Origin of the sequence: Roseivirga ehrenbergii (assembly GCF_001593005.1) — a bacterium.
Classification (GTDB): domain Bacteria; phylum Bacteroidota; class Bacteroidia; order Cytophagales; family Cyclobacteriaceae; genus Roseivirga; species Roseivirga ehrenbergii.
Genome location: NZ_LQZQ01000050.1, coordinates 222,452 through 247,244 on the forward strand (window position 1 = coordinate 222,452; position 24,793 = coordinate 247,244).

The window sequence follows — 24,793 nt, forward strand, 5'->3', positions numbered from 1 at the left end:
TCGATTTATTTGAAGAATTCATCAAACGTGATTTGGAAATAGTAGATTCCTCCAAGCGATGGGTTACCGAATGAAGTAGTATACCTTTCGTTCAATAAGTTGCTAGCACCTATTTTGAAAGTAGATTTCCAAGTAGGAACCTTATAGCTTACCTGTGCATCTAATGTTCCGAATTCAGGAATTACACCAGTTCCGAAAGAAGACTCCCAAAGGAAAGCCTGCTGCCATCTGTAGGTAACGTTGAACCCAAGTCTGTCAGTAACTTTTCTGTTCGCAAACTTGATATTGTATCTGTACTTAGGTGTGTTGTAGCTAGCTGCAAAACCTTGTGCTATAAGGTCGTCTTGTGAAGTCAATTCGTTGTAGGCAACGTTACCTCCAATTTCATAACCATTACCAATTTGATAGTCTAATTGAATAGCCCACCCTTGTGATTTTACTTTTCCGTCAGCATTAACATCGAAACCATAACGTTGAGTTGGAACAGTACCATCAACAATTTGTTGTCTTTGGGCTGCTGTACCTGCGTCAGGGTTAGATTGTCTTAATCCATTAGGAACTGCTTGCGTAAAATCAATTTCCGCAATAAAGTCGGTGTATGTACTATTGTAATAGTATGCATCTACAAGCAACCTACCATCTGCAAATAGACCTTTATAACCCACTTCAAAAGTGTTTACTTTTTCTGTTTTGAATTCATTGTTAACACGATCTTCAATAACAAGAAGAGCTTCATTTCCAGCCTGTCTAGCAGCATTTACACTTTCTGTAGTATATACAGTATTAGTTTTAAAGTTGTAACGATCAACTAATAAATCGTTACTACCAATAAGTCTTCTGGTTACCACATCTAAATCAATGAACTGATCTTGAGTAGTAGGGATTCTAAAACCTCTTTGGAATGAACCACGAATGTTATGATTGTCGGCAATGGTACCTACGGCTGAGAATCTTGGAGAGAACTGACCTTTGAAGTATTCATTTTTGTCATAACGAACAGAACCTTGGAATGTAAGGTTGTCATTAGCTACACTTTTTGAGGCCTGCAAGAATGCTCCGTATTCGTCAAGGCTAACTTCTGAACCATCGTTTTCTAAAGCGAAAAGAGTTCCTTCTGAGTAAAGCGCATATCTTCTAAAGTTGGCACCTACGATAACATCAGCAAAATCGATTCTTTCACTCAAATTCCAATTCCCTTCCATGTGGTAAAGGTCGGTTTTGTCAAGGAAAAGGGCTCCACCTTGCGAAATAGGCTTAGCTCTGTTTGTTTCAACAAGTGCTTGGAATGCCGCTGAACCTGGCTGAGGTTGTGCTGCATCGGCAGAAACTCTTGCCGAAGCATGTGCTTGCTCGATACTTGCTCCTGCTAATCTCGCACCAGCAAATGCTGATAAGTATGGTGAAAGGTAAGTTTGTTGATTGATCAGTGATGCTAGAGTGTTGGCAGCGTAGGTATCACCTGAATTTTCTTGAGTGGTATAAGCTCTTAGGTAGAATTCGGATCCTTTCAATTCTAACTTGGCAGTTGTAATACTAAAGTTGTCTAATACGAAACGATCGTTAGCAGTATATACTGTACTACCAGAACCGTAATTGAACTGGCCTAGTAACTCTAAGTTATCATTTAATCTGTAGTGAATTGCACCACCGATTTTCACACTTTCTGTAGTATTATCTACAAAAGATGCTTCATTGAAACCAGTTGGAGTGAAGTAACCAGACATGTCATCTGGAAACAATGATCTAATGGCTGCAACTGATGTGTTTCCACCAGCAATAGCACCGTCTGCAATCGCTCCTAGAGTAATTCCGAAATCACCATAAGTGTTTACACCATCATAAAAGCGATTACTACCTCTTTCGGTAGCGCCTCTTTCAACTACACCTCCTGTAGCTAAACCTTGGTCTCTGGTATCAACACCTCTAAAATCATTGGCACTTAGGTAAGATGCGGTTACTTTAAAGGCTAATTTATTATCAAATGCCTTAGCGTAACGAAATCCATAATCTTGATAAAGAGAAACATTGTCATCTCTCTCGTCTACATGGTTTACGCCAGTTTTAGCATAAACACTTAGTCCTTGATATTCGAAAGGGTTTTTAGAGGTAAGTAGAAGAATACCGTTGATTGCATTTGGCCCATAAAGTGCAGAAGATGCACCTGGCTGCAATTCAGCAGACTCTAAATCTAAATCGTTGATACCTACAATATTTCCAACCGCAAAGTTGAGGCCTGGAGCTTGGTTGTCGATACCGTCAATCAGTTGTACAAAACGAGTGTTGCCGTTTGCTCCAAAACCACGAGTGTTTATGGATTTAAATGTAATACTCTGCGTACTCATATCTACACCTTTTAACGATGCCAAACCTTCATAAAACGAAGCCGCAGCAGTGTTTCTGATGTCTAGGATGTCTAGTTTTTCAATTGAGACAGGAGATCGTAAAATACTTTCTTCTACTCTTGAGGCAGAAACGACAACATCTTGCCCGAATATTACTTGCTCCTCTAATTTAACTTCTAGCCCTGTTACATTGGCTTCGGTAATGGAGATTTCTTGCGGAGTATAACCTACGTAAGAAAAAACAAGTACTAGAGGGGCTGATTGATTAACAGTAAGGCTAAAGTCTCCTTTTGCGTTTGTAATCGTTCCTATCACCTTGTCCTTTACCCTAATGTTTACACCGGGTAGACTTTCGCCAGTAGCGGCATCTGCCACTCGGCCTGAGATTGAAACTTGTGATTGACCATAAAGTGCAGCAGACTGCATGATCAAAAATACAAGTGCCAGCCCCTTCAAAATTCTCTTCATCTTCATCATCTTATTCTGAGTTTGGAAACAAATTAAGTTTGGCTTGTTAAGTTAATTACGGTGCGAATAGCAACGTCTATCTCAAAAATACAATGTTTTGTAAGTTTAAAAAGGGTTTATAGGAAAAAATATTCGTCATGCATACTAAATCCTTTAAGCCCAAGCACCGTTATTTGTTTGGTTTACTTCTTACTGATTGCCGTTTTTGGCTTCTTCTTCGAGGTGTTTTACGAGTTTATCGCAAAGTCTGTTCATTGCAGTAGACATAAATTCATCGCCCGTTGAGTTGAGAATGCTTTGGGCTAAACCGCCAAGGCAGTCAACATAAAACCTTTTCATCTCATCAGTAGGCATTTCTTTATTCCATAAGTCTATTCGTAAAGTGTTTTGGCTTTTGTGGTCCCAGATGTTTAGGCTTACCGATTTGGTCTCTTCTTCACCTTCTTCTTCTTTTTCGGTAGCATCCCAAAAGATTTGTTCAGGAATGTTTTCATCATCTAATATTACCCTGAGTTTAATTTCTGATTCCTTCATTTGCGTATTTTTTTTGCCAAAGATAGGGCTTGACAGTTTAGAATGTATTTAATTTTGATTTGAGGAGTTTTAACTATGTGGCCACCTTGTATGCTTCACACAATAACTCTCAGCTATTAGGTAGAACACTGTATTTATCTGTTGGTAAATAATAATTATTCCATTAGCATTGATTTCTACTTTCTTGTTTCGGTTTAATCGTTGAACTGTGTCATGGTTTGTGAAATCCCAGTAGTACAGAACGAGTAGATCATATCTATGGCTTTGTCCATGGCAAACGGAAGTTCTTCGAATTCGGTTTTGCTAAATGGGCTTAAAACATAGTCTACCTGTCTTCCTTTTGAGAAATCATCACCAATACCAAATTTAAGGCGTGGGTAATTTTGGCCTCCACATAGCTCTTCAATATTCTTTAGGCCATTGTGTCCAGCACTAGACCCTTTGGCTCGCATTCGCAGTTTTGCGAAAGGAATGGCTAGATCGTCTACCACCACTAAAACATTTTCGATAGGGATTTTTAGCTCCGACATCCAGAATTTGACTGCCTTACCACTAAGGTTCATGTAAGTAGTGGGCTTTATTAAATGAACTGTTCTTCCTTTATGTTTGAATTCGGCATGGTAAGCAAGACGATTTATCTCAAAGGAAACTCCTTTTGCATCAGCTAGTCTGTCTAAAGTCAGAAAACCGATGTTATGTCTGGTTAATTCATACTCTGGCCCAATGTTTCCGAGACCAACAATGAGGTATTTCATTTTAGTGCTTTTTTAATTTGTATGTATTTTTAATACGTACGCAAATAAAAAAATCCTGCCTTCAAAAGGCAGGATTTCCATATTTTCAAACAAGAAATTCTTATTCTGCAGATTCTGCTGTTTCAGAAGCACCTTCTTCTCCACTTTCTTCACCTTCTTCATCGTCAGTTAATCCTGCACCTCTTAGTGCTCTTGGGATTGTAACGGATGCAATAGTCACTAGTGGGCTATTTTGGATTTCAAAACCTTCAGGATTCAATGCGCCAACTTTAGTTGATTTACCAAGCTTTAACTTAGAAATGTCAACTGGAATTGAATCTGGCATATCTTTAGGTAATGCCTTTACTAATAACTTTGGTTTTTTAATTACCAAGCTACCTCCATTGATTACACCTGGAGCTGTACCTTCCATTTTCACAGGAATTTCCATTTTGATGTATTTTCCTTTGAATAGCTGTAAGAAGTCAACGTGCAAAAGCATGTCGCTTACTGGGTGGTATTGTGAATCTTGAACGATAGCCTCGAATAGTTCGCCTTCAATGTTCAAAGTTACGAAACATGGCTCTGGAGTATATAATACATCACGGAACTGAATGGCAGGCGCATAAAAATGCAACTGATCATCACCACCATAAAGTACACATGGAACTTGTCCTTCGTTTCTAAGCCTTTTTGACTCAGTTTTACCGAGATTTGCTCTTTTAAACCCTATAATCTCTACTTTTCTCATAATATATAATTGTTAAATAAATAGCTCGCTAATAGACCCATCTTGGGTAACACTTTTGATGGCTTTGGCGAAAAGCTCGGCCACAGTGAGTACCTTGATTTTGTCTGACTCTTGTCTTAAAGGAATAGTGTCTGTTACTACTAATTCTTCTAAAACAGAATTGTTGATATTTTCATAGGCCTTGCCAGATAATACTGGGTGCGTACAGAACGCTCTTACTGAAAGGGCGCCTTCATCTAATATGATTTTGGCCGCTTTACAGATTGTGCCTGCTGTATCTACAAGGTCATCTACTAAAATCACGTTTTTACCTTCTACGTTACCGATAATTCTCATTTCGGCCACTTCGTTTGCTTTGGTGCGGTGCTTATCAATTACCACCATTTCGGCATTGAAATGCTGCGCAAAGGCTCTAGTTCTTTTTACGCCTCCAACATCAGGAGAAGCAAAAAGGAGATTGTCTAAGTTCAATTTTCGGATGTAAGGAACAAATACTGCTGCTCCATCTAAATGATCTACTGGGATGTCGAAGAAACCTTGAATTTGACCTGCATGTAAATCACAAGTCATGATTCTATCTGCACCAGCAGCGGTAAGAATATTGGCAACTAATTTAGCACCTATAGCTACTCTTGGCTTGTCTTTTCTATCCTGACGAGCGTATCCGAAATATGGAATTACGGCAATGGCTTTATAAGCACTTGCTCTTTTAGCCGCATCAATCATTAAGCACAGCTCAAATAGATTGTCAGAAGGAGGAATGGTAGACTGAATTAAAAACACTCTATTACCTCTTACTGATTCAGTATAGTAAGGTGCAATTTCTCCGTCACTGAATTTTTGAATCTCAATGGAACCCAATGACTTACCGTAGAATTCGGCAATCATCTTTCCAAGATAAGCTGACTCAGTTCCGGCAAATAGTTGGTTATCCATGATCTTAGGCTTTTGGGCTTTGAAAATTGAACCGCAAAAGTAAAAAGATTTATGTTAAAAACAGTGCTATAGCTTTAGATCATTTTTAGTTTTCTACTCATCTTCTAAATTTTCAACCGAAGCGGGTGAATCTTTAGGTAAAGATACTGTAAAGGTTGTTCCTTCATTTAGCTTGCTAGATACGTCTATTGAACCTCCGTGGCTTTGAACTATGGTTAATGTAGAGGTGAGTCCTAAGCCCATTCCTCCTGATTTTTTGGTGTAAAACAGGTCGAAAAGCTTTTTTATATCCTCCTTTGATATACCTGACCCATTGTCTGTGATGCTTACCTCTATGGAATCATCTAAGTCTATGGTGCTAACATGTAGTACACCTTTATTCTCTTCCATAGCCTCTAAGGCATTGATCATGAGGTTAATTAAAACTACCTTAATTTGCTCTTTATCAACGAGTAATTTTTCTAATTCTGGGTCAAAATTTTGAACCAGTTTCATCCCTTTAAGAATAAACCTGTCTTTCACCAACTCAATTGACTCGTTGATGAGTTCATTCATTGAGAGCTCTTCTTTCTGAAGGCTTTTAGGCTTAGAGGAGTTGAGCATTTCCGTTATTAATTGATTGATACGGCCAGCATTTCTATCCACCATATCAATCATAAATGCCATTTCCGAATCGTCTTCCGTTACTTCATCACGCATTTGAGAAATAGCTAACTGTATATTCGTAAGGGGGTTTCTTACCTCATGAGCTACACTACGCGCAATTTTACCAGTGACCGATAACTTTTCTGCCATCAATAAATCGCGTTCTGCTTTTTTAAGCAGTGTTATATCTCTTAAAATCCCCTGAAAACCAATTGAGTTTTTACTAAAGTCAGTTCTTACTACCGCGTTTAGCTGGCAAATTAATTTGCGATTATCTTTTGCTAGAAAAATAGCTTCTAGGCTTTTAATTTGATTTTTAGAAGATAGTAATCGTGTGAACCGTTCAAAATCAGCAGGGTGAAGAAATAAGTCTTTCATATTCATCCCTGAGATTTCTTCACTTTTATAACCTAAGAGTTTTTCCAATGAGGGGTTAGCTTCCAGTAAGTTATGGTTGCAATCGCATATATAAATTGCATCTATTGAACGCTCAAAAAGTTGTTTAAACTTTCGTTCCCCTTCTTTTACCTGTTTTATGGCTTTATTATGATTAAGAGCGTAACGAATGCTTCTTTCCATTAGTTGAGGTGTGATTTCACCTTTAACTAAGTAATCAGCGGCTCCTTCATTCATTGCTCTTAAGTCAATCTCTTTGTCTCCTTTACCTGTTAATAGTATAAAAGGAAACTGGATTTCATTCTTAACAGCATTACTAATAATACTAATGCCATCATTTTCGCCCAATCGGAAGTCAATCAAGCAAATATCGAAGGCGTTTTCGTTTATCTTACTGATGGCTTTGCTATAGCTGGGCTCCCAGGTGAGCTGATAGGGAAATCTTTCAATTTCATCTAGAATATCCTTCGTCAATACAAAGTCATCCTCGTCATCGTCTACCAATAAAATTCGAATTGGTTGGCTGGTCATAGGTTAAGGGCTATTCGTTGTCTCGTGGTAAAACTACAATTCCGAACCAGTATTTACCGATGTCCTTAGTGACTTCAACTAATTCTTCAAAGGTTACAGGTTTGGTAATGAATGAAGAAACCCCCAAATCATAAGTTTTGAACACGTCTTCATCGGACTTACTTGTGGTTAATACAACAATTGGAATTCTTTTAAGTTTTGGATCAGCTTTAATTTCTTTTAGGGCTGTTCTGCCATCTTTTTTTGGCATGTTCAAATCCAATAAAATCAATCCAGGTTTAGGTGCGTTTTGCGCATTGTATTTTCCTCTGTGTTGTAAATAATCCATTAATTCTTCCCCATCTTGAACAAAGTTGAGGTCGTTGGCCATTCTATTTTCTTCAAAGGCTTCTTTTGCCATTAACTGATCATCTGGATCGTCATCAGCCATTAATATGCTTATGGGGTTTAAATTGGTGCTAGGGCTCATAATTCTTCTTTGGGTAAAATAATTGTAAATATTGATCCTTTTCCTAATTCAGATTCAGCGTAAAGCAAACCTCCGTGATTAGTTACTACTTTTTCACAAAGGGCTAGGCCAATCCCGGTGCCAGTATATTCTGTACGCCCGTGTAGCCTTTTGAAAATGATGAAAATCTGATCTTTGTATTGAGGGTCAAAACCGATTCCATTATCCTTAAAATGAATTTTCCAGCAGTCAGTTTTAGGCATGCCTTCCATTAGGCACTCTTCACTTGATTCTACTGAAATTTCGATTTTAGGAGAGATATCTGGTTTTGAATATTTTATTGCATTAGAAATTAGGTTCTGAAATAGTTGATTGAGTTGAATTGCATCACCTGAAATAGTTGGTAGTTCTTGACTTTCAATAATGGTATTGTTTTTCGAAATCTGGTAATCTAGGTCGATTTTAACAGCATTTAGAATAGCATTTAAATCTACTGCTGCAAACTCTCTGTCGGCACTAGATACTCTAGAGAATTTTAGAAGGTCATCGATCAGTGTTTGCATACGCTCAGCTGCGTTCTGCATTCGATTCAAGTAATCATTTCCTCTTTCATCCAATTTATCACTTAGCCTTCCTCTTAATCGGTCGCCAAATGTCCTTATTTTTCTTAATGGCTCTTGTAAATCGTGAGAAGCGATATAAGCAAATTGCTCTAAGTTATGGTTTGTAGATTCAAGCTCTTGCTGATTTAATAATAGTTCTTGTTCATGATTTTTTTGCTGGGTTATATCTGTGAAGGTAACTACGAAACCGTCACCATTTTTAACTGCAACAATATCAAACCAAGTATTAAGGTCTTCATATTCGTAATGATTCGTAGTATGGTAATTTTCACCAGTTTCAACTACTTGTACATAGGCGTCAAATAATCCTGACTCTTTATTGCCAGGAAACTCTTTAAGCAGGGTGGTGTTGATTAGCTTCTCTTTACTAACACCAGTTATATTAGCGGCACCCTCATTAACTACTTCAAACTGAAAGTCTATAATCTTGCCTTCATCATTTCTTATGGATTCAAAAGCCATAATTCCATTAAGTGAACTGTTGAGGATATTGGTGAGGAGCTCTTGTAGGTAACTTCTTTCCTCTATCTCTTCATTCAGTTCATTTACTTTAGATTTTAGTTCCTTGTTAGCCTGGGTGTTTTTATCAGAAAGATTAAATGTGATAATGAATAAAAATGTGATTACCGCAAGCGCTACTAAGGTCAATAATAGTATTGTTATTGGGGTAAGAGTACGTGATTGTGTTCGCTCTTGTGTGCGGGCATCTAGTAATCTGTTTTCCTCATGTTTTAATACATCAGCTTGATTTAAAATGCTGTCGAGCATGGTTTGTTCGTTAGCAATCATGCGTAGGAGATTATAATCAAAACCACCCCCATTGGTACTCATCAGCTTAACTAAGCTATCGCTAAAATTTGCATATTGCTCAATCAGCCTTCTCATTTCAACCATGTTACTTGTCTGCTTCGCATTGTCAATAACAAGGCTATCAAGCAAACCCAGCTCTTTTTTCATTTGACTGGATTTGCTCAGTACCAAACTGCTGTCAATTGGAGTTCTGTTAATTGCAGAGTTTCTAATGTTGTTGGAAATATCTCTGGGGTGAACACTTAAACTTTCGACCGTGGCCTTTACTCTGGCAGTATGAACTACCCAAGAAGAATCATTGTCATAGGCCTTAAAAGTACGATAGGAAGAGTAGGCAATGCTAACCAGCACTACTATAGCTATGATAAGACCTATTTTATATGTGTTTTTATTCATCGAAAGCGAGATATTAATTTGCTCTCTTGCTCGAAAACAAGTGGCAAAAAATTGGTGTAACTTAAATTACTGCCATTAGATTAAAACTCGCTTCTCTTCTGTTCAGCGGAACAAGATGGTTTAGAAAAGCTTTTTCAAAGATAGTATTTTCACGAAATAAAAATAATTGTCTAGAACAAAAGCATTGCGAATTTGATAAATGGTATAGTCCTATCAATTGTAAGCGGTCATCATGGGCATTATTGAATTAACCTAATTCCATGAATTAAGTTTTGAAAAATGCTTTCACTTTATGAATTCAATATTTTGAGTGCTGGCCTTTGTTCTGCTTTATATATTGAACCAGGGTACGGTAGAGCACGCTAACGATTTATATGGAAAAAATCACCTTTGGTATCATCTAGCTTTTTCGAAAATAGGCTTAGGTTTTTTTGGGTAGGAGTTAGGTTAATAAACTTAGCAACAATATTACTTTGCTTGTAAATAATGAAAGTGTTTTCAACTTCGGGGTTGATTTTATTCATGTCGATTTCTGAGGCTTTACCTGAAAAGGAGGGGACAAAAGTGAGTGCTATTTTTTGTAGGTTCAGTGTTCTGCCAATGTTCTCCAAATGTGTAATTAGTTTATGATTGCTTTCATTTAATTCATTTCCATAAACAAAATATACCTTGAGGTATTTCTGTCTTTCGAAACTTTCTCTTTCTAAGTAGATCAACCATTTACTCACTTCTTCCCAATTAGTGTTCTTTCCTACAAAATATAACACCCCTTGATAGCGTCCATACTTACAAATTGGGCAGGTTTTAGTACCGCGATCTGGCCCCCAAGCATGATATGGAGTGAATGAAATCACATCCTCACCAATATTTCTTCCAGAAGAGGCCTCTTGCTTATTATTGGCTACTGGATAATTCGGAATATTCAACCCAAGAATAATGTTGTGTTCTGCAATTTGTAAGTCACCCTTTTGCAAAAGACGCAATACACCACTGCCACCACGGTTTTCCATTGCCTTTCTCTTTTCGCTAGTTAACAATGGATCATCGTCAAAAACAAAGGCATCGATATAGTATTCATTAATATCGTTTGGTTCTTTAATCGAAGGGTGAATATGCGCTGGATCATCACGGTTTGGGTAGGCAGCGGGACGGACAGTATAAATCGCGTATTTTCCATTTTCGTCAGACTTTACCCAACTACGGATATAGCCATGTCTTGCTACCTTTTGATCGAGGTACTTTCTGTTTGCATAAGCCCCCTTTGTATCGGTTTGATAATAGTAAACAATAACGTTTGGAGCAGGGGTGACTCCGTCTTTCTTGTATATGGTTCCGGTGATTAATAATTTCTGGCCTTCCTCCATCCATCCCGGACTCGTGTCAATGGATGGGATGTGTTTTGGCATTCCGATGTACATAAACTCAGCATTTTCAAACGGCCCACCTATTCGTTGGTGAGACTGCGCTTTGCAGTTGAAAAGAAAAGTGATAAGCAGAATTGGATGGTAATACAGTTTTCGAAGCATGACTTTTTTCTAGCAATAAGCTTCGGAAATGAAGGTTTGTCAAATCGAATGGGCTGTCCTGTTAATTTTTTAAGCTAACCTGAGGAGTGTTGAGTAAGGCTTTAAATGTTTGGCTGTAATTCCTGCTCATTCTTGTTGAAGAACCGTTGTTGAGCATAATGTCATAATCTCCATTTAGTCTTGATTTATAGGAGACTACTTCATTCATGTTTATGATCGTGGATTTATGAATCCGAACAAATACCGATGGATCTAATTTTTCAGCCATGGACTTTAGTGTTTCACTCTGAAGAAAATTTCCTTTTGAAGTGATCAACTTTACGTAAGGGCTGGCGGCTTCAATGGTTTGTATCTCACTTACATTTAATAAAGAGGTTTCGTTTGCCAAGCTTACGGAAATGGTTTTGGTGTAAGTTGGTGATTCTAAGGTTTCTGGAACAGCAGGAGTTGCCGCCATTCTACTGTAATGATAAACAGCAACTAATGAGTAGATGGCTAGGCCAGCATATAAATGTTCGGACAAAGCATAAGACAGAGTACGACTGAATCCATATGTGTGAGAAAAGAATTGAGCCGAAACTAAATTCACAATTAACGGAAAGAGAAGAAAGTGAATTGCGCTGGCGAGTATGATTGAACCAATAATGATAGACAAACTCTTGAATGTTTTTTCTGTTCGAAAGGCACTCAACCCTTTCAGTTGGGAAAATGAAAGCGGTAAAAACAACACCCAAAACGAATTGAAAAGGAGCGATTCGTTGATGTAGAAACTGTAATCTTGTAATTCCGATTCAATAAAATCTTGCCCTAGACCTACCAAAAGAACCAGCGTCAATACACCAAAACCTAAGTATAGTTTTGTGTTTTGCTGAATATGCTTTGAGAATGTACGAATCATTTTAATCGCTTGAACTACTTGCTTTCTCTTTACGGAATAACCGAAGTAAATGATTTACTATCTTAAGTTAGTGATTTAGGTGCGTTTTTGTAGCAGATTGAACACAAAAAAGGCCACACTTTCGTGCAGCCTTTGAGTATATTTTTAAGATGTATGGTCAATTAAGCCAAAGTAGCTTCTAATTTAGAAGTTAAAGTTCCTTTAGGAACAGCACCTACAACACCGTCTACTTGCTCACCACCTTTGAAGTAAAGTAAAGACGGGATAGAACGGATACCGTATTTTGCAGAAATACCTGGGTTAGCATCAACATCTACTTTACCAACTACGGCTTTTCCTTCGTATTCACCTGCGATTTCTTCCACAACCGGGCCTACCATTCTACAAGGGCCACACCATGCTGCCCAAAAATCTACCAATACTGGTTTGTCTGATTTTAATACTAACTCATCAAAGTTAGCGTCTGTAATTTCAATTGCTTTTGCCATTATATATTTATTAAGTTCCTTATTTCTATTGTTGCAGGTTGACAACAAAACTAATTAAAAAGTTCAATTTGACAGCCAAAACCAAAGCAACCCTCATTGTTATTGTAAATAGAGTATTGTCTGATTTTATTAAAACCCATTAATTCGTGATTAAATGAGCAGAATTGGCCAGTTTTTTTAGTGTTCTAATCAGGTTACTATTGGGGTCTACTTTTACTTTTCTGCTTAAAAGTTCTACACTTAGGTTCTCAGATTTTTCTACCAATTGAATTCTCAAATCTGTATTTCCTTCATGCTCTTTTGCCAGTTGCATAATCGTATCGATCATCGCTTGATCTACATCTCTGGCGTTAATACTCACCTTGATTCCTTTTGCTCTTTTTTCCCTCAATTCACTTAAAAGAGAAATGGCAGCCACTTGTAATTCCCAATCTTCGGGAGTAGGGGTGATGTGTGGATTATCCCTGATTTCATTTTTTTTACGCCAGTTCAATTCCACTCTTCCTGTAATGAATAGAAACTCTCCTGGTCTTAAATATTGTGCGTGATTCATGTATTTTTCACCCATCAAGAAGAGCTCAACCGAACTGTTATAATCTTCCATACTAAGAATGGCAAATGGCTTTCCGTTCTTGGTTTGCCCATTTCTAACTCCACTTACAATGCCGCCAATGGAAATGTCTTGGTTAGGAAATTTCTTGATATCGGAAATGGGTTTACAGAAACTTTCAAGCTCTACCTCAAACTGGTTAAGTGGATGACCTGAAATGTAGAAACCTACTACATCTTTTTCAATTTTCAGTTTTTCCATTTCGCTGAAAGGCTCGCAAACTGCTACGCTTGGTAGAGGCGTGGCCACATTGCTATCCCCACCAAAGAGCGACACCTGCGCTGCATCTTTTTCTGCTTGTTTGGCATTGGCGTAGCGAATTACCTTTTCTAGAAGTGTTTGTTCATTTTCAGGCGCGTATAAATACTGTCGTCTGTGGTAATCTTTAAAGCAGTCGAAACCACCCGCCATGGCCAGCGATTCGCAGTTCTTTTTATTTACGGCTCTTAGGTTTACTCTTTCAGCAAACTCGAAAATGTTAGAATAGGGGCCGTTCTCTTTCCTTTCAGCAATAATCGATTCTATGGCGGCTTCACCAACGCCTTTGATGGCTCCCATTCCAAAGCGAATTTCTCCTTTGGCGTTTACCGTAAACTTGTAGTTCGATTCGTTGACATCTGGCCCCAAAACAGGAATACCCATGCGCTGGCATTCTTCCATAAAGAAAGTGACCTGTTTAATGTCGTTCATGTTGTTGCTGAGTACCGAAGCCATGTATTCAGCAGGGTAATGCGCTTTTAAATAGGCCGTTTGAAAAGCCACATAAGCGTAACAAGTAGAGTGCGATTTGTTAAAGGCGTAAGAAGCAAAGGCTTCCCAATCCTTCCAGATTTTTTCTAGTTTATCAGCTGCATGACCTTTTTCAACCGCCTGACCCACGAATTTAGGTTTCAACTGATCTAGCAATTGTCGGTTTTTCTTACCCATGGCCTTACGCAAAACATCGGCCTCACCTTTGGTAAAACCGGCCAGCTTTTGCGAAAGCAACATCACTTGCTCTTGATAGACCGTAATACCGTAAGTTTCCTCAAGGTATTCCTTCATGTCTTCCAAATCGTAGGTGATTTCTTCGTCACCGTGTTTTCTTCTAACGAAGGAAGGAATGTATTCTAGCGGCCCTGGTCGGTATAGGGCGTTCATGGCAATTAAATCGGCAAAAGCGGTGGGTTTGAGGTCGCGTAAGTACTTCTGCATTCCATTGGATTCGTATTGGAAAATGCCAACCGTTTCTCCACGTTGGAAAAGCCCGTAAGTAAGTTCGTCATCCAAAGGAAAATCATCCGGAATCAGATCAATACCGTGTCGCTCTTTTACGTTTTTAACTGCATCTTTAATCAAGGTGAGGGTTTTTAGACCCAAGAAATCCATTTTGAGCAAGCCCGCATTTTCTACCACAGCATTATCGAACTGGGTACACCACATGTCCGAATCTTTGGCCAATGCCACAGGTGCAAAATTGGTAATGTCGTCTGGCGTAATAATTACTCCACATGCGTGAATTCCTGTGTTTCGAACTGAGCCTTCAAGTACTCTAGCTTGGTTGAGCACTCTGGCTAGCTCGTCCGTGCCATGCGAAATCTTGATTAGCTCTTGAGCCAAGGCCACCTGATCTCCTTTCAGTTTGTCCTTTAATTCTTTTTCGCTAAAAGCAAACAGTTTGGCCAGAGAAGTATCGGGCACCAACTTGGCAATTCTATCGGCATCAGACAATGGAAGTTCCATCACCCTAGCCGTATCTCGAATGGAAGATTTGGCCGCCATACTACCGTAGGTAATGATTTGGGCTACCTGATTCTTTCCGTATTTATTAATTACATAGTCAATTACCTTTTGACGACCTTCATCATCAAAATCAATATCAATATCGGGAAGTGAAACCCTATCTGGATTTAGGAAACGCTCAAAAAGGAGATCGTACTTAATAGGATCCACATTTGTAATTCCAATGCAATAGGCCACTGCCGAACCCGCTGCCGAACCCCTGCCAGGCCCAACGGATACGTCCATTTCTCTGGCCTTATTGGTGAAATCCTGAACAATGAGGAAATAACCGGGGTAACCCGTATTAGCAATGGTTTCCAGTTCAAAGTCTAATCGCTCTCTAATTTCTTCGGTGATTTCACCATAGCGCTTTTTGGCACCTTCATAAGTGAGGTGGCGCAAAAAGGCATTTTCACCACGTTTGCCACCATCTGCTTCGTCTTCTGCTGAAATGAATTCCTGAGGAATGTCAAACTTGGGAAGCAGTACATCGCGCTCGAGTTTGTAAGATTCTATTTTTTCAACGATTTCGTTGGTGTTCGAAATGGCTTCTGGCAGATCGGTGAAGAGTTTTTTCATCTCTTCAGGCGACTTGATGTAGAATTCATCGTTCGGGAAACCATAACGGAATTCTCTTCCGCGTTTCCCTATATATTTTTTAGGCTTACTTACCGATTCAGCATCTTTAACGCAAAGAAGAATATCGTGTGCTACGGCTTGGTCTTTTTTAGTGTAGTAGGTGTTGTTCGAAGCTATGTATTTTACACTGTACTTCTTACAGAACTGGAGTAAAATCTGGTTAACGTGGTCTTCTTCTGGAATGCCATGTCGGTTGATTTCAGCATAGAAATCATCGCCAAACTGTTCTTTCCACCAAACAAAAGCTTCTTCTGCTTGGGTTTCGCCTACATTCAGAATGAGGTAGGGCACTTCACCCCAAAGTCCACCTGTTGTTGCAATTAAATCGCCTTTGTACTTTGCTAAATCGTTTTTATCAATTCTGGGCAGGTAGTAAAAACCTTCGGTATAGGCAATTGAAGCCAGCTTGACCAAGTTATGGTAACCTTTTTTGTTTTTGGCTAACAGTACGCTTTGGTTACCATTGTCTTGCAGTTTTTTATTACTTCTGTCGGTACAGATGTTAAATTCACAGCCTACAATTGGAGTAATGCCAGCTGCCAATGCTGCTTTTACAAAAGTAAATGCGCCCATCATGTTTCCATGATCCGTCATTGCTATGGCGGGCATACCCATTTCCTTGGCCGTATTCACCATAGCGGTGAGTTCGGAAGTGGCCTGCAAAATGGAAAACTGTGAATGACAGTGTAAGTGTGAAAAAGGAACTTCCTTTAGATCGGAAAGCGTTTCTTTGTCGATTTTGCCAATACCACCTGCACTTTCTTGCTCATCTGTTTTTGCAAAATTGGCGGCATCAAGTTCTGGGGCTTCGTATTTAATTTCTGATAAACGAATGCCTTCCAAGGGAGGAACTACGCTGTGTTCTAACAAACCAAAGAAACAGCGTGCAGTGGCATCAACATCATATGCTGCATCGTGGGCATCGTCAAAGCCTTTCCCGAAGAGTTTAAAGTGTAGTTCTGTAAGGGTTGGCCATTTGAACTTCCCGCCTTTCCCACCCGGAATAGCACAGAAGTCTGTAGCTACGTTTTTGGTGTCAATATTTTCTACACCTTCGAGCTTATTGTCTTGTTCGGTACGTAGGTATTCTGCTCCAACAATATTTAAATCGAACTCAATATTATGCCCAACTGCAATTTTGGTTTTGTTGAGGTCTTCCGTGAAAGCTTTTAGAACCTCATTAAGGTCGTGACCTTCCTCCATTGCTCTTTCCGTAGAAATGCCATGGATTTGCTGAGAGTTATAAGGGATGGTGAAGCCATCGGGCTTTACAATAAAATTTTGAGCTGAAATCAGTTTTCCGTAACCATCGTGCAGCTGCCAAGCGAGCTGAACCAATCGGGGCCAGTTCTCTAAATCACTTACCGGAGCGTTATAGTTTTTAGGTAAACCAGTGGTTTCGGTATCAAATATCAGGTACATAGGCTGTTAGTCGGAATGACGATTTTTCGATCGGAAATAATAGACTAAAGTACAGAAAATGATGGAAAGGGAGAGAAGGAAATTGTGATTTGATTAACGTGTCGTATTTCCTTCTCTTATGATTGGTTTAGCAGGTGTTTGATGATAGAGAGTTCAACTATTTAAAATGCCAATTATTGAATTTGAAACTCAGAATAAATGAAAATCCCTAGAAACGACAGTACGCTTACTGCTAAGCCTATCATAAATACATTGTATGAAATTTGAACGAGTCTGTATTTTCGATGAAGTACTATACCTAATTGATAAATGTCTACGGACATGCTATCATAAAGACGGGTTTGCTCTTGGCGAAATACGCCCATTTCACGAACAAAGTCTTGGAGCTCTACTGTAGCAAAATTTCCAAAGAAAAGTATACTGCTCTTTTTGGCTAGCAATCTTTCTCGGTTTACTCGCTTTTTGGTTACGTTGGGTCTTGCCGAAAGTATGGCAAATATTACAGCTGTTAAGGAACAAATTAGAAGAATAATAATAGGTACCGTAAATCTGGCGTACTTGAAAAATCCAGTATCGAAAAAAGTATAACCAGTACCGGCAAGGGTAATAATGACGGAAAGAATAATTGTGTTTACACTGATGATTAAGTTGGCTTTTCCATCGGCTATGGCACTTAAATTTATATGGTTGCGATAAATCGACTTGTACATGGTGTCAATTCCACGTCCGAGTTTTCTATCCTTTCTTTTGTCTTTGTTCTTTTTAGAAATCCATTTGTCTGCAATGGTTTGTAGCTTATATATGTTTTTTGATTTTCGTTCGGCAAATTCGCGAATGGCATATGATGTTCGATAATTATGATCAATCATAAATCGAATCTTTTTTTGATGCAATTCTATAACCGAAGGTTGGTTATCTTCATCTTTAGCTTTTAAGTAGAGATTACGGGTAAAATTCTTTTTTCCTAGGTAGCTATAATGGGCATCGTATAGAATAGATTCCTCTAAAGATTTCCCTTCGCTATTACTATGGATAGAATCCATTAAGGCTTGAATTTTTTGTTCATCTAGTTTTGCTTTATGAGCTTTTATAAAGTCGTGCAGATGAGTGTTTCGACTGACTTCTGGATTTTTTTTATTCCAAAACTGAGTATGGAAAAATAAAGAGGCAATTTCTAAATTTAGTGTGTCTTTAAACTCTTCTTGCTCAGCAATCTCCATGGCTTCTGAGTGAAAGGATAGAGTGTTTGGTAGTGTGTAATAAACCACTTCTTTTTTATGCGTAGATCTGTAGAGTTCGGTAACAAAATCTATGGCTTGGTCAATTATGTTTGGTTGAGTTGTCATGCCAGTTGATTTACCAAAAGCATACCATATCTGGGGTTGCTAGAAAAAGCGGTTTTAGTGCAATAGTGAGTAATAAATTCTACATGTTTTATAATTGATCTTGTGCAGAAAATTCCCCGAAATTATAGAAGCATGATGATTTTATGTGTTTCTGGCGTTTGGATGGAGTTTTGCCAAAGCTGAAGTATGAACACAACCAAATTAACCTGTCTTATACTTCTGGTTCTATTGAGTTATACAACCAAGGCTCAGACCAAAAAGGATACTGTAAATTATCAAACAGCCATACCTAACTCTGATTATTATGAAAGAGATGGTCTATGGAGATTTTTATGGGGAGACCATTATAGAAAAGAATGGGCAACTCCTATTAACGTCCCCGTATTCCAACCAACCTTATTTAAGGGAGGAGTGGAGGTACTTCAAATAGGGGGCGGCTATCAAACCAAATCCTTAAGGCTTCTGGCGGAAAATGGTATTCAGTATAATCTTAGAAGTTTAGATAAATACCCATATAAAGTATTGCCAGAGGCTTTAAGAGGAACATGGCTTCATAATATTCTTAAAGACCAAATTTCATCGGCACATCCTTATGCCTTTATGGCCATTCCAAAAATGGCTGATGCGGTAGGGGTTTACCATACCAAGCCTGAAATACTATATGTAAGAAAGTCAACTAATATACCCGGCTATGAGGATTTTCTTGAGGAATTTGGTGATGCACTATTTATGGCAGAAATACGGCCAGACGAAGACCTTTCAAACTATGAGAGGTTTGGCAATAGTAAAAATATTGTAGGTACAGACAAGCTGTTTGAGCATTTGTATGAAGACAATGACAACTTTGTAGACGAACGCCAATTGGCCAAATCGCGCCTATTTGATATGCTTATTGGTGATTGGGATCGCCACTGGGATCAATGGCGCTGGGCAGAATTCGAAAATGAAGACAAGGGTTCTCGCTTTGAAGCGGTTCCGAGAGATAGAGACCAAGCCTTTGTTTTAATGGATGGACTGTTGCCTTCTTTAATTAAACGTCCCTCAGGCAAGCGCGAATTGTCGCATTTTACTTATGAAATAGAAAACATAAGGGATATTAATTTTGCGGGAAGGCATGTAGACCGCAATCTTTTAACAAGGTTAGAAAAGAAAGATTGGATAGAGATTGCTAAAGATATTCAGAGAGAATTAACAGACGAAATCATCCATCAAGCCATGCAGGATTTACCATCTGAAGTGTATTCTTTTTCCGCTCAGGATATTGAAAAAAAACTGATTTCTAGAAGAAATGAATTAGATAAATACGCAGAAGATTATTACCTCTTCTTATCCAAGTTTGTACGAATAGTTGGAAGCAATAAGCATGAAAGGTTTGAGGTAAATCGGGTGGAAAATGACTCGGTAAAAGTGGAGGTGTTTAAAATTAATAGCGATGATGAACTAGAAAAGAAGATTTATTCCCGCACTTTTTCTTCTCAAGTAACTAAAGAGTTATGGCTTTATGGGCTAGGTGGAGACGATGAATTTAGAATTGAGGGAGAAGTAGATAAAAGCATTAAAGTAAGAATCGTAGGCGGAGAAGGAACAGATACATTTGAAGATGAATCGAGAGTAAAAGGTTGGAGTCATAAGACAAAAATTTACGACAATCCAGAGGAGATAAGCGAAGTTAAACGAAGTAAAGAAACCAGCACGGTAACGTCAAACAACCCATGGGTGAATGAGTTTAACCGTGATGATTTTGAGTATGACTACTTTGGCCCAAGGCTTTCTTTTGAGTTAAACCCAGATGATGGGTTGTTTTTGGGAGCCGGAGTTTACATGGAACGGTTTGGTTTTCGTAGAGCTCCTCAGGCTTCACTCAAAGTAGAAGGAAATTTTTCCACTAAAACGAAAGGTTTTAATTTAAAAACTGAGGCTAAATTCTATTCGCTATTTGCTCACAATTGGGATTTGGAAATAAACGCTTGGGGGCATAATCCAAAATTTGCTTTTAATTATTTTGGTCAAGGAAATGATTCAGAGTTTACCCAAAATTTAGACTATTACCGTGTGCGACTAAGCAACATTCATGTGTCAACCCCATTAGTTAAGCGTTTCGGTAAAATGTTTTCGTTCGGCATAGGCCCTATGTACGAATACGCTGATGTTGAGGAGCAACCGAATACTATTCTTGAAAATCAAATTGGAGCTCAATTTTTAAACACCTTTAGCAAGCGAATGCTTGGCGGTAAAATGTTTGCTGAATTGAATTATGTAGACCATCCTTTCAATCCCACAAAAGGAATTCGATGGAATGCAGAGGCTTCGTATCTTAATGAAATTGATGGTGATGATGTGAACTTTGCACGCTTAAGTACAGATGTTTCTTTGTACTATACTCCAAAGCTGCCATTTAGATTGACCCTTGCTACACGTTTTGGTGTAAGTGAAAATGTAGGAGATTACCTTTTTCATCAATCTAATTTCCTCGGAGGTCAAACCAACCTAAGGGGTTTTAGAAGAACCCGTTTTGCAGGAAAAGGAAGTGTCTATCAGAATACAGAAGCCCGAGTAAGCTTGGCTAAAATTAAAAACGTTGTTCTTAATGGCGACTTTGGGGTGTTGGGTTTTGTAGATAATGGTAAAGTTTGGGCCGATGAAGTAGAAGAAAGCACCAGTTTTACCACTACCTATGGTGGCGGAGCCTTTCTTCATTTCTATGAATACATAGTACTTACCGCTCAGTACGGTATTACTCCAGATCGCAAAGGGGCATTTTATGTTAATATGGGTTTCTTCTTTTAGTAAAGTTGGTGAGAATTTCGTCACAAGAGCACTGAGGTAGTCATAGGGTTATCGCTAGTAGTGGAGACTTTCTAAGAACGTATGACCTACACACCTGAAAAGGATGCTTACAGCATGACTTAGCTTTGATATTTGCACTAATGATTTGATTTCACCAAATAAGCTTGCTGCTCAGTCACTCCCGTAGGGATCTTTTTCAGCAACACAGAAAGAAGTCATTAAACCGCAAAGAACACGAAGAAACGCGAAGGAGGAAAGTACTCCTCGGTTCACTAGTCGTTGCGTCTCGCTGCGACTCCCTACAATCACCCGATATAAAAGCGCATTTCAATAATTTCCTTTTGTGTTTTATGAAATTTAAACCGTTGAAACGGTTCTTGGAAGCTTTGTGCTTTATAGCCCACGGTTTAAACCGTGGGCTATTTGAATGGGTTATTTTGGGTAATGGTTTTAACCATTTGAATCAGTGGTTGGTCTCAACGAAGCGCAAAGACCAGTGAGGTGAACAGGTTCTCACGGTCGGTTATTTCTCTATCGCGAAATACTCCCCCTCAGAATTACGGTGAACGAGAGGGCTGCGGTTGCGTACGCCTGATAACTGATAACTCTTAACTAATTCCTAATAACTGCTCACCAATAACCAATTCCCTTAAACCAATAATTCCCCACTCATTTCAAATATCCTTAGCTTAACAGATTTGGAGGCATAAGGCTTGTGCTTTAGTGGTATATTCAGCCAAACCTTAATATCAAAAGATGAAGAGATCAATTAAAATACTATTCGCTTTGCTATTTCTGGCGTGCTTTTCTTTGAGTGCACAGAAAATCCCTCACCCAAGGGAAACCTTCGGTCATGAAGTAGGTGCCGATTATAAATTGGCCGACTATGACCAAATGCTGGAATACTATGATAAACTAGCCGCCTCTACCGATCGCGTTCAAATGATCGAAATAGGAAAATCCGTAATGGGGCGTCCGATGAAACTCGTGTTTATTTCTAGTGAAGAGAACATGAAAAAGTTGGAGCAATGGAGAGAAATCAGTGAGAAGCTTTCGAGAGCAGAAATTTCTGAAGCCGAGGCAAGAAAGCTATCAAAAGAGGGTAAAGCCATTGTTTGGTTTGACGGTGGAATGCACGCTACAGAAAGAGCGCATGCTCAAATGACCTCTGAACTAATGTGGAGAATTGCTTCTGAGGAGTCGGAAGAAATGCAGAAAATTAGAGACAATGTAATTACACTAGTAGTGCCTGTAATTAACCCTGACGGTGTTGATATTGTGGTAGATTGGTATAGAAAAACTTTAGGCACACCTTATGAGAGCTCTAGCCCTCCAATTTTGTATCAAAAATATGTTGGTCACGATAACAACCGTGATTGGTTCATGAACAATATGCCTGAAACTAAGGCAGTAACCACCGTGCTTTATAACCAGTGGTATCCGCAAATTGTGCATAACCATCACCAAACGGCCCCAAGAGGAGCAATGATTTTTATTCCTCCTTTCCGTAGCCCCGTAAATCAGAAAATTCACCCAGGAATTACTACAGGGGTTAACTTAGTTGGTACTGCCATGGCCAATCGTTTTGCCATGAAAAAAATGCCAGGTGCAATTGCACATACTTCATTTAGTATGTTCTGGAATGGTGGTATGAGAACTACTCCATATTATCATAACCAAATTGGTATTTTAACGGAAACTGCTCAGCCAACTCCTACACCAACAGAATATCCAGAAGACAGAATGCCATCAGTAGTAGGAGGTAAGCCAGCCAATGCTACCGAGATTTTCTACCCTTACCCTTATAAAGGAGGAACAATGACTTTTAGAATGGCGGTTGATTATATGCTTGAATCGTCAATGGCTGTACTTGATTTAGCTGCCGATAAAAAAGATGAATTCCTTTGGAATATCTATAGTATGGGTCGCGATGCGATCGAAGATAAAGAAGGTGCTTTTGCTTATGTAATTCCTAAAGATCAGTGGAATCCGAGTGAGGCAATCAACCTTACCAACATTTTAATGCAAGGTGGTTTAGAGGCAAAAATGGCAACAAGTGCATTTAGTGTAAATGGAAAAAGCTATGAAGCTGGTTCTGTGATTTTTTACGGTGCGCAGTCTTTCCGTCCTTATTTGGCCGACTTAATGGAGAAGCAAGTATATCCAGATCAATTCCAATACCCAGGTGGGCCGCCAATGCCACCGTATGATTTAGCCGGATGGACGCTTCCTATGCAAATGGGGGTAACTGTAGATCGTATTACAGAGAATTTCAGTGCTTCTACATCAGATATTACAGAAAAACTTAAGCCAGTGGCGGGTACTGTTTCAGGGAATGGAAAATACGGATATGTATTCTCTAATAAGGATAACTTGAGTGCGAAAGCCATTAACCGTTTGCAAAAAGCAGGGTATACTGTGAGCATAATTAAAGAAGCCACAGACGGCATGGAAGCAGGATCTGTTTTAGTTCGAAGCAAAAGAGGTTTAGACGATAAGGTAAAAGAGATTAGTGCCGAAATGGGGCTTAATTTCAATGGTATTGATAAAAAACCAAGCGTAGAAACTGCTGAATTGAATAAGGTTAAAATTGGTATTTACAAATCTTGGCAAGCCAATATGGATGAAGGTTGGAGCCGTTGGATGTTCGAACAATTTGAATTCGATTTAGATACTCTTCATAATGCCGAAATTAAAAATTCTGACCTGTCTCAGTACAGTGCTATCATTATGCCTTCTCAGAGTCCTCGTGGAATCATGAACGGTTCGAATAGAATGCCAGAGAACTTAAGAGGTGGAATTGGCGAAGATGGTTTAGCTAAACTAGATGCGTATGCTAAAAATGGCGGAGCTATTATATTCTTTGATGATGCAAGTAATTTTGCCATTGATGAGTTTAAGCTACCAGTAACAAATGTGTTAAGAGAGCTTAAGTCTTCAGAATTCTTTATTCCAGGTTCGCTAATCAGAACCGATATTATGACGGATCATCCGCTTGCATTTGGTATGCAATCTCAGGTAGCTGCTTCGTTTGATAATGGACGTGCGTTTAAGATTAACGATGGGGCCGAAGGCATTGAGGAAGTAGCTCGTTATGCCTCTAAAGATTTACTTATGAGTGGCTGGGCCATGGGCGAAGATAAATACCTAGCCAACACATCGGCAATGCTCAATGTAAACTACGGTAATGGTGATTTGGTATTGTTTGGTTTTGGGCCGCAATTCCGTGGCCAGCCTAGAGGAACTTATAAATTGATCTTCAACTCTATATATATGGGAGCTGAAAAGAAGTCGATTAAAATGAACAAAAAATAAGTTAGTAGTTTAGCTTTATGTAAAGCCCTGCCGTTCATTCCGAATTGGTGGGGCTTTTTTATGCCCTTTTCCTCTTAAGATTTTGAGTTAACAATCGGACAGATATAAACTAAAGATAATTGAATGCACACTGTTTTTGATTCTGAGTAAAACGAAGGAACTAGAAACAGCATCACGCAAATCAAGACAATTAGATCCTTCCTCCGAAGTCTCGGAGCCAGGAAAGGAAAATAAGACTCTTTATGTTAAATAATCATCATTATTAATTTGGCCATAGGCTATGGTCTTAAGGGCAAAAAAATAACCCCTCGGTTAAGAGCGGTTTCAGTTCCTGTTTTAAAGACTTAGGTTGTCATCATTGTGCTACTGTGCATCCCATTTTATAGC

General features: G+C 38.9%; 15 protein-coding genes. 2 read left to right on the forward strand and 13 right to left on the reverse strand.

The annotated features are described in order from the left end of the window. Window positions 1-5: 5 nt before the first annotated feature. The 13 genes from MB14_RS17185 to MB14_RS17245 all read right to left on the reverse strand — a co-directional run bounded on the left by MB14_RS17185 (window position 6) and on the right by MB14_RS17245 (window position 18,304). The gene (locus tag MB14_RS17185; protein WP_246032610.1) at window positions 6-2,810 is read right to left on the reverse strand and encodes a TonB-dependent receptor; all 2,805 of its coding nucleotides are present in this window, start codon (window positions 2,808-2,810) and stop codon (window positions 6-8) included. A gap of 189 nt (window positions 2,811-2,999) precedes the next feature. Next, on the reverse strand, window positions 3,000-3,344 hold the full coding sequence (gene gldC / locus MB14_RS17190) for a gliding motility protein GldC (protein ID WP_062593817.1): 345 nt from the start codon (window positions 3,342-3,344) through the stop codon (window positions 3,000-3,002). Window positions 3,345-3,538: 194 nt separating this feature from the next. Beyond that, window positions 3,539-4,099 carry an aminoacyl-tRNA hydrolase gene (gene pth / locus MB14_RS17195; protein ID WP_062593819.1) on the reverse strand — a complete coding sequence of 187 codons (561 nt, stop codon included), beginning with the start codon at window positions 4,097-4,099 and terminating at the stop codon, window positions 3,539-3,541. Window positions 4,100-4,199: 100 nt separating this feature from the next. Then, window positions 4,200-4,829: a 50S ribosomal protein L25/general stress protein Ctc gene (locus MB14_RS17200; RefSeq protein ID WP_062593821.1), complete on the reverse strand. Its 630-nt coding sequence runs from the start codon at window positions 4,827-4,829 to the stop codon at window positions 4,200-4,202. Window positions 4,830-4,841: 12 nt separating this feature from the next. Next, a complete protein-coding gene (locus MB14_RS17205) occupies window positions 4,842-5,765 on the reverse strand; it encodes a ribose-phosphate pyrophosphokinase (RefSeq protein ID WP_375596899.1) in 924 nt (307 codons plus the stop codon). A gap of 93 nt (window positions 5,766-5,858) precedes the next feature. After that, a complete protein-coding gene (locus MB14_RS17210) occupies window positions 5,859-7,337 on the reverse strand; it encodes a hybrid sensor histidine kinase/response regulator (RefSeq protein WP_062593825.1) in 1,479 nt (492 codons plus the stop codon). A gap of 10 nt (window positions 7,338-7,347) precedes the next feature. Further along, complete coding sequence (locus MB14_RS17215; RefSeq protein WP_062593827.1) at window positions 7,348-7,806, reverse strand: response regulator; 459 nt, start codon at window positions 7,804-7,806, stop codon at window positions 7,348-7,350. Then, window positions 7,803-9,614: a sensor histidine kinase gene (locus MB14_RS17220; protein ID WP_062593829.1), complete on the reverse strand. Its 1,812-nt coding sequence runs from the start codon at window positions 9,612-9,614 to the stop codon at window positions 7,803-7,805. The genes MB14_RS17215 and MB14_RS17220 overlap by 4 nt, the downstream gene beginning before the upstream one ends. A gap of 362 nt (window positions 9,615-9,976) precedes the next feature. Further along, window positions 9,977-11,140: a dioxygenase family protein gene (locus tag MB14_RS17225; RefSeq protein WP_062593831.1), complete on the reverse strand. Its 1,164-nt coding sequence runs from the start codon at window positions 11,138-11,140 to the stop codon at window positions 9,977-9,979. Window positions 11,141-11,201: 61 nt separating this feature from the next. Then, window positions 11,202-12,038 carry a LytTR family DNA-binding domain-containing protein gene (locus MB14_RS17230; RefSeq protein WP_062593833.1) on the reverse strand — a complete coding sequence of 279 codons (837 nt, stop codon included), beginning with the start codon at window positions 12,036-12,038 and terminating at the stop codon, window positions 11,202-11,204. 161 nt (window positions 12,039-12,199) lie between these two features. Beyond that, window positions 12,200-12,526 carry a thioredoxin gene (gene trxA / locus MB14_RS17235; protein WP_053223160.1) on the reverse strand — a complete coding sequence of 109 codons (327 nt, stop codon included), beginning with the start codon at window positions 12,524-12,526 and terminating at the stop codon, window positions 12,200-12,202. Window positions 12,527-12,665: 139 nt separating this feature from the next. Continuing rightward, on the reverse strand, window positions 12,666-16,958 hold the full coding sequence (gene dnaE / locus MB14_RS17240) for a DNA polymerase III subunit alpha (protein WP_062593836.1): 4,293 nt from the start codon (window positions 16,956-16,958) through the stop codon (window positions 12,666-12,668). Between the two features lie 173 nt (window positions 16,959-17,131). Continuing rightward, the gene (locus MB14_RS17245; RefSeq protein WP_062593838.1) at window positions 17,132-18,304 is read right to left on the reverse strand and encodes a Pycsar system effector family protein; all 1,173 of its coding nucleotides are present in this window, start codon (window positions 18,302-18,304) and stop codon (window positions 17,132-17,134) included. Window positions 18,305-18,490: 186 nt separating this feature from the next. Between MB14_RS17245 and MB14_RS17250 the strand changes: the two genes are divergently transcribed. Further along, entirely contained in the window at window positions 18,491-21,091 is a 2,601-nt protein-coding gene (locus MB14_RS17250) for a BamA/TamA family outer membrane protein (protein WP_062593839.1), read from the forward strand. Window positions 21,092-21,847: 756 nt separating this feature from the next. After that, window positions 21,848-24,406: a M14 family metallopeptidase gene (locus MB14_RS17255; RefSeq protein WP_062593841.1), complete on the forward strand. Its 2,559-nt coding sequence runs from the start codon at window positions 21,848-21,850 to the stop codon at window positions 24,404-24,406. Window positions 24,407-24,793: the final 387 nt, after the last annotated feature.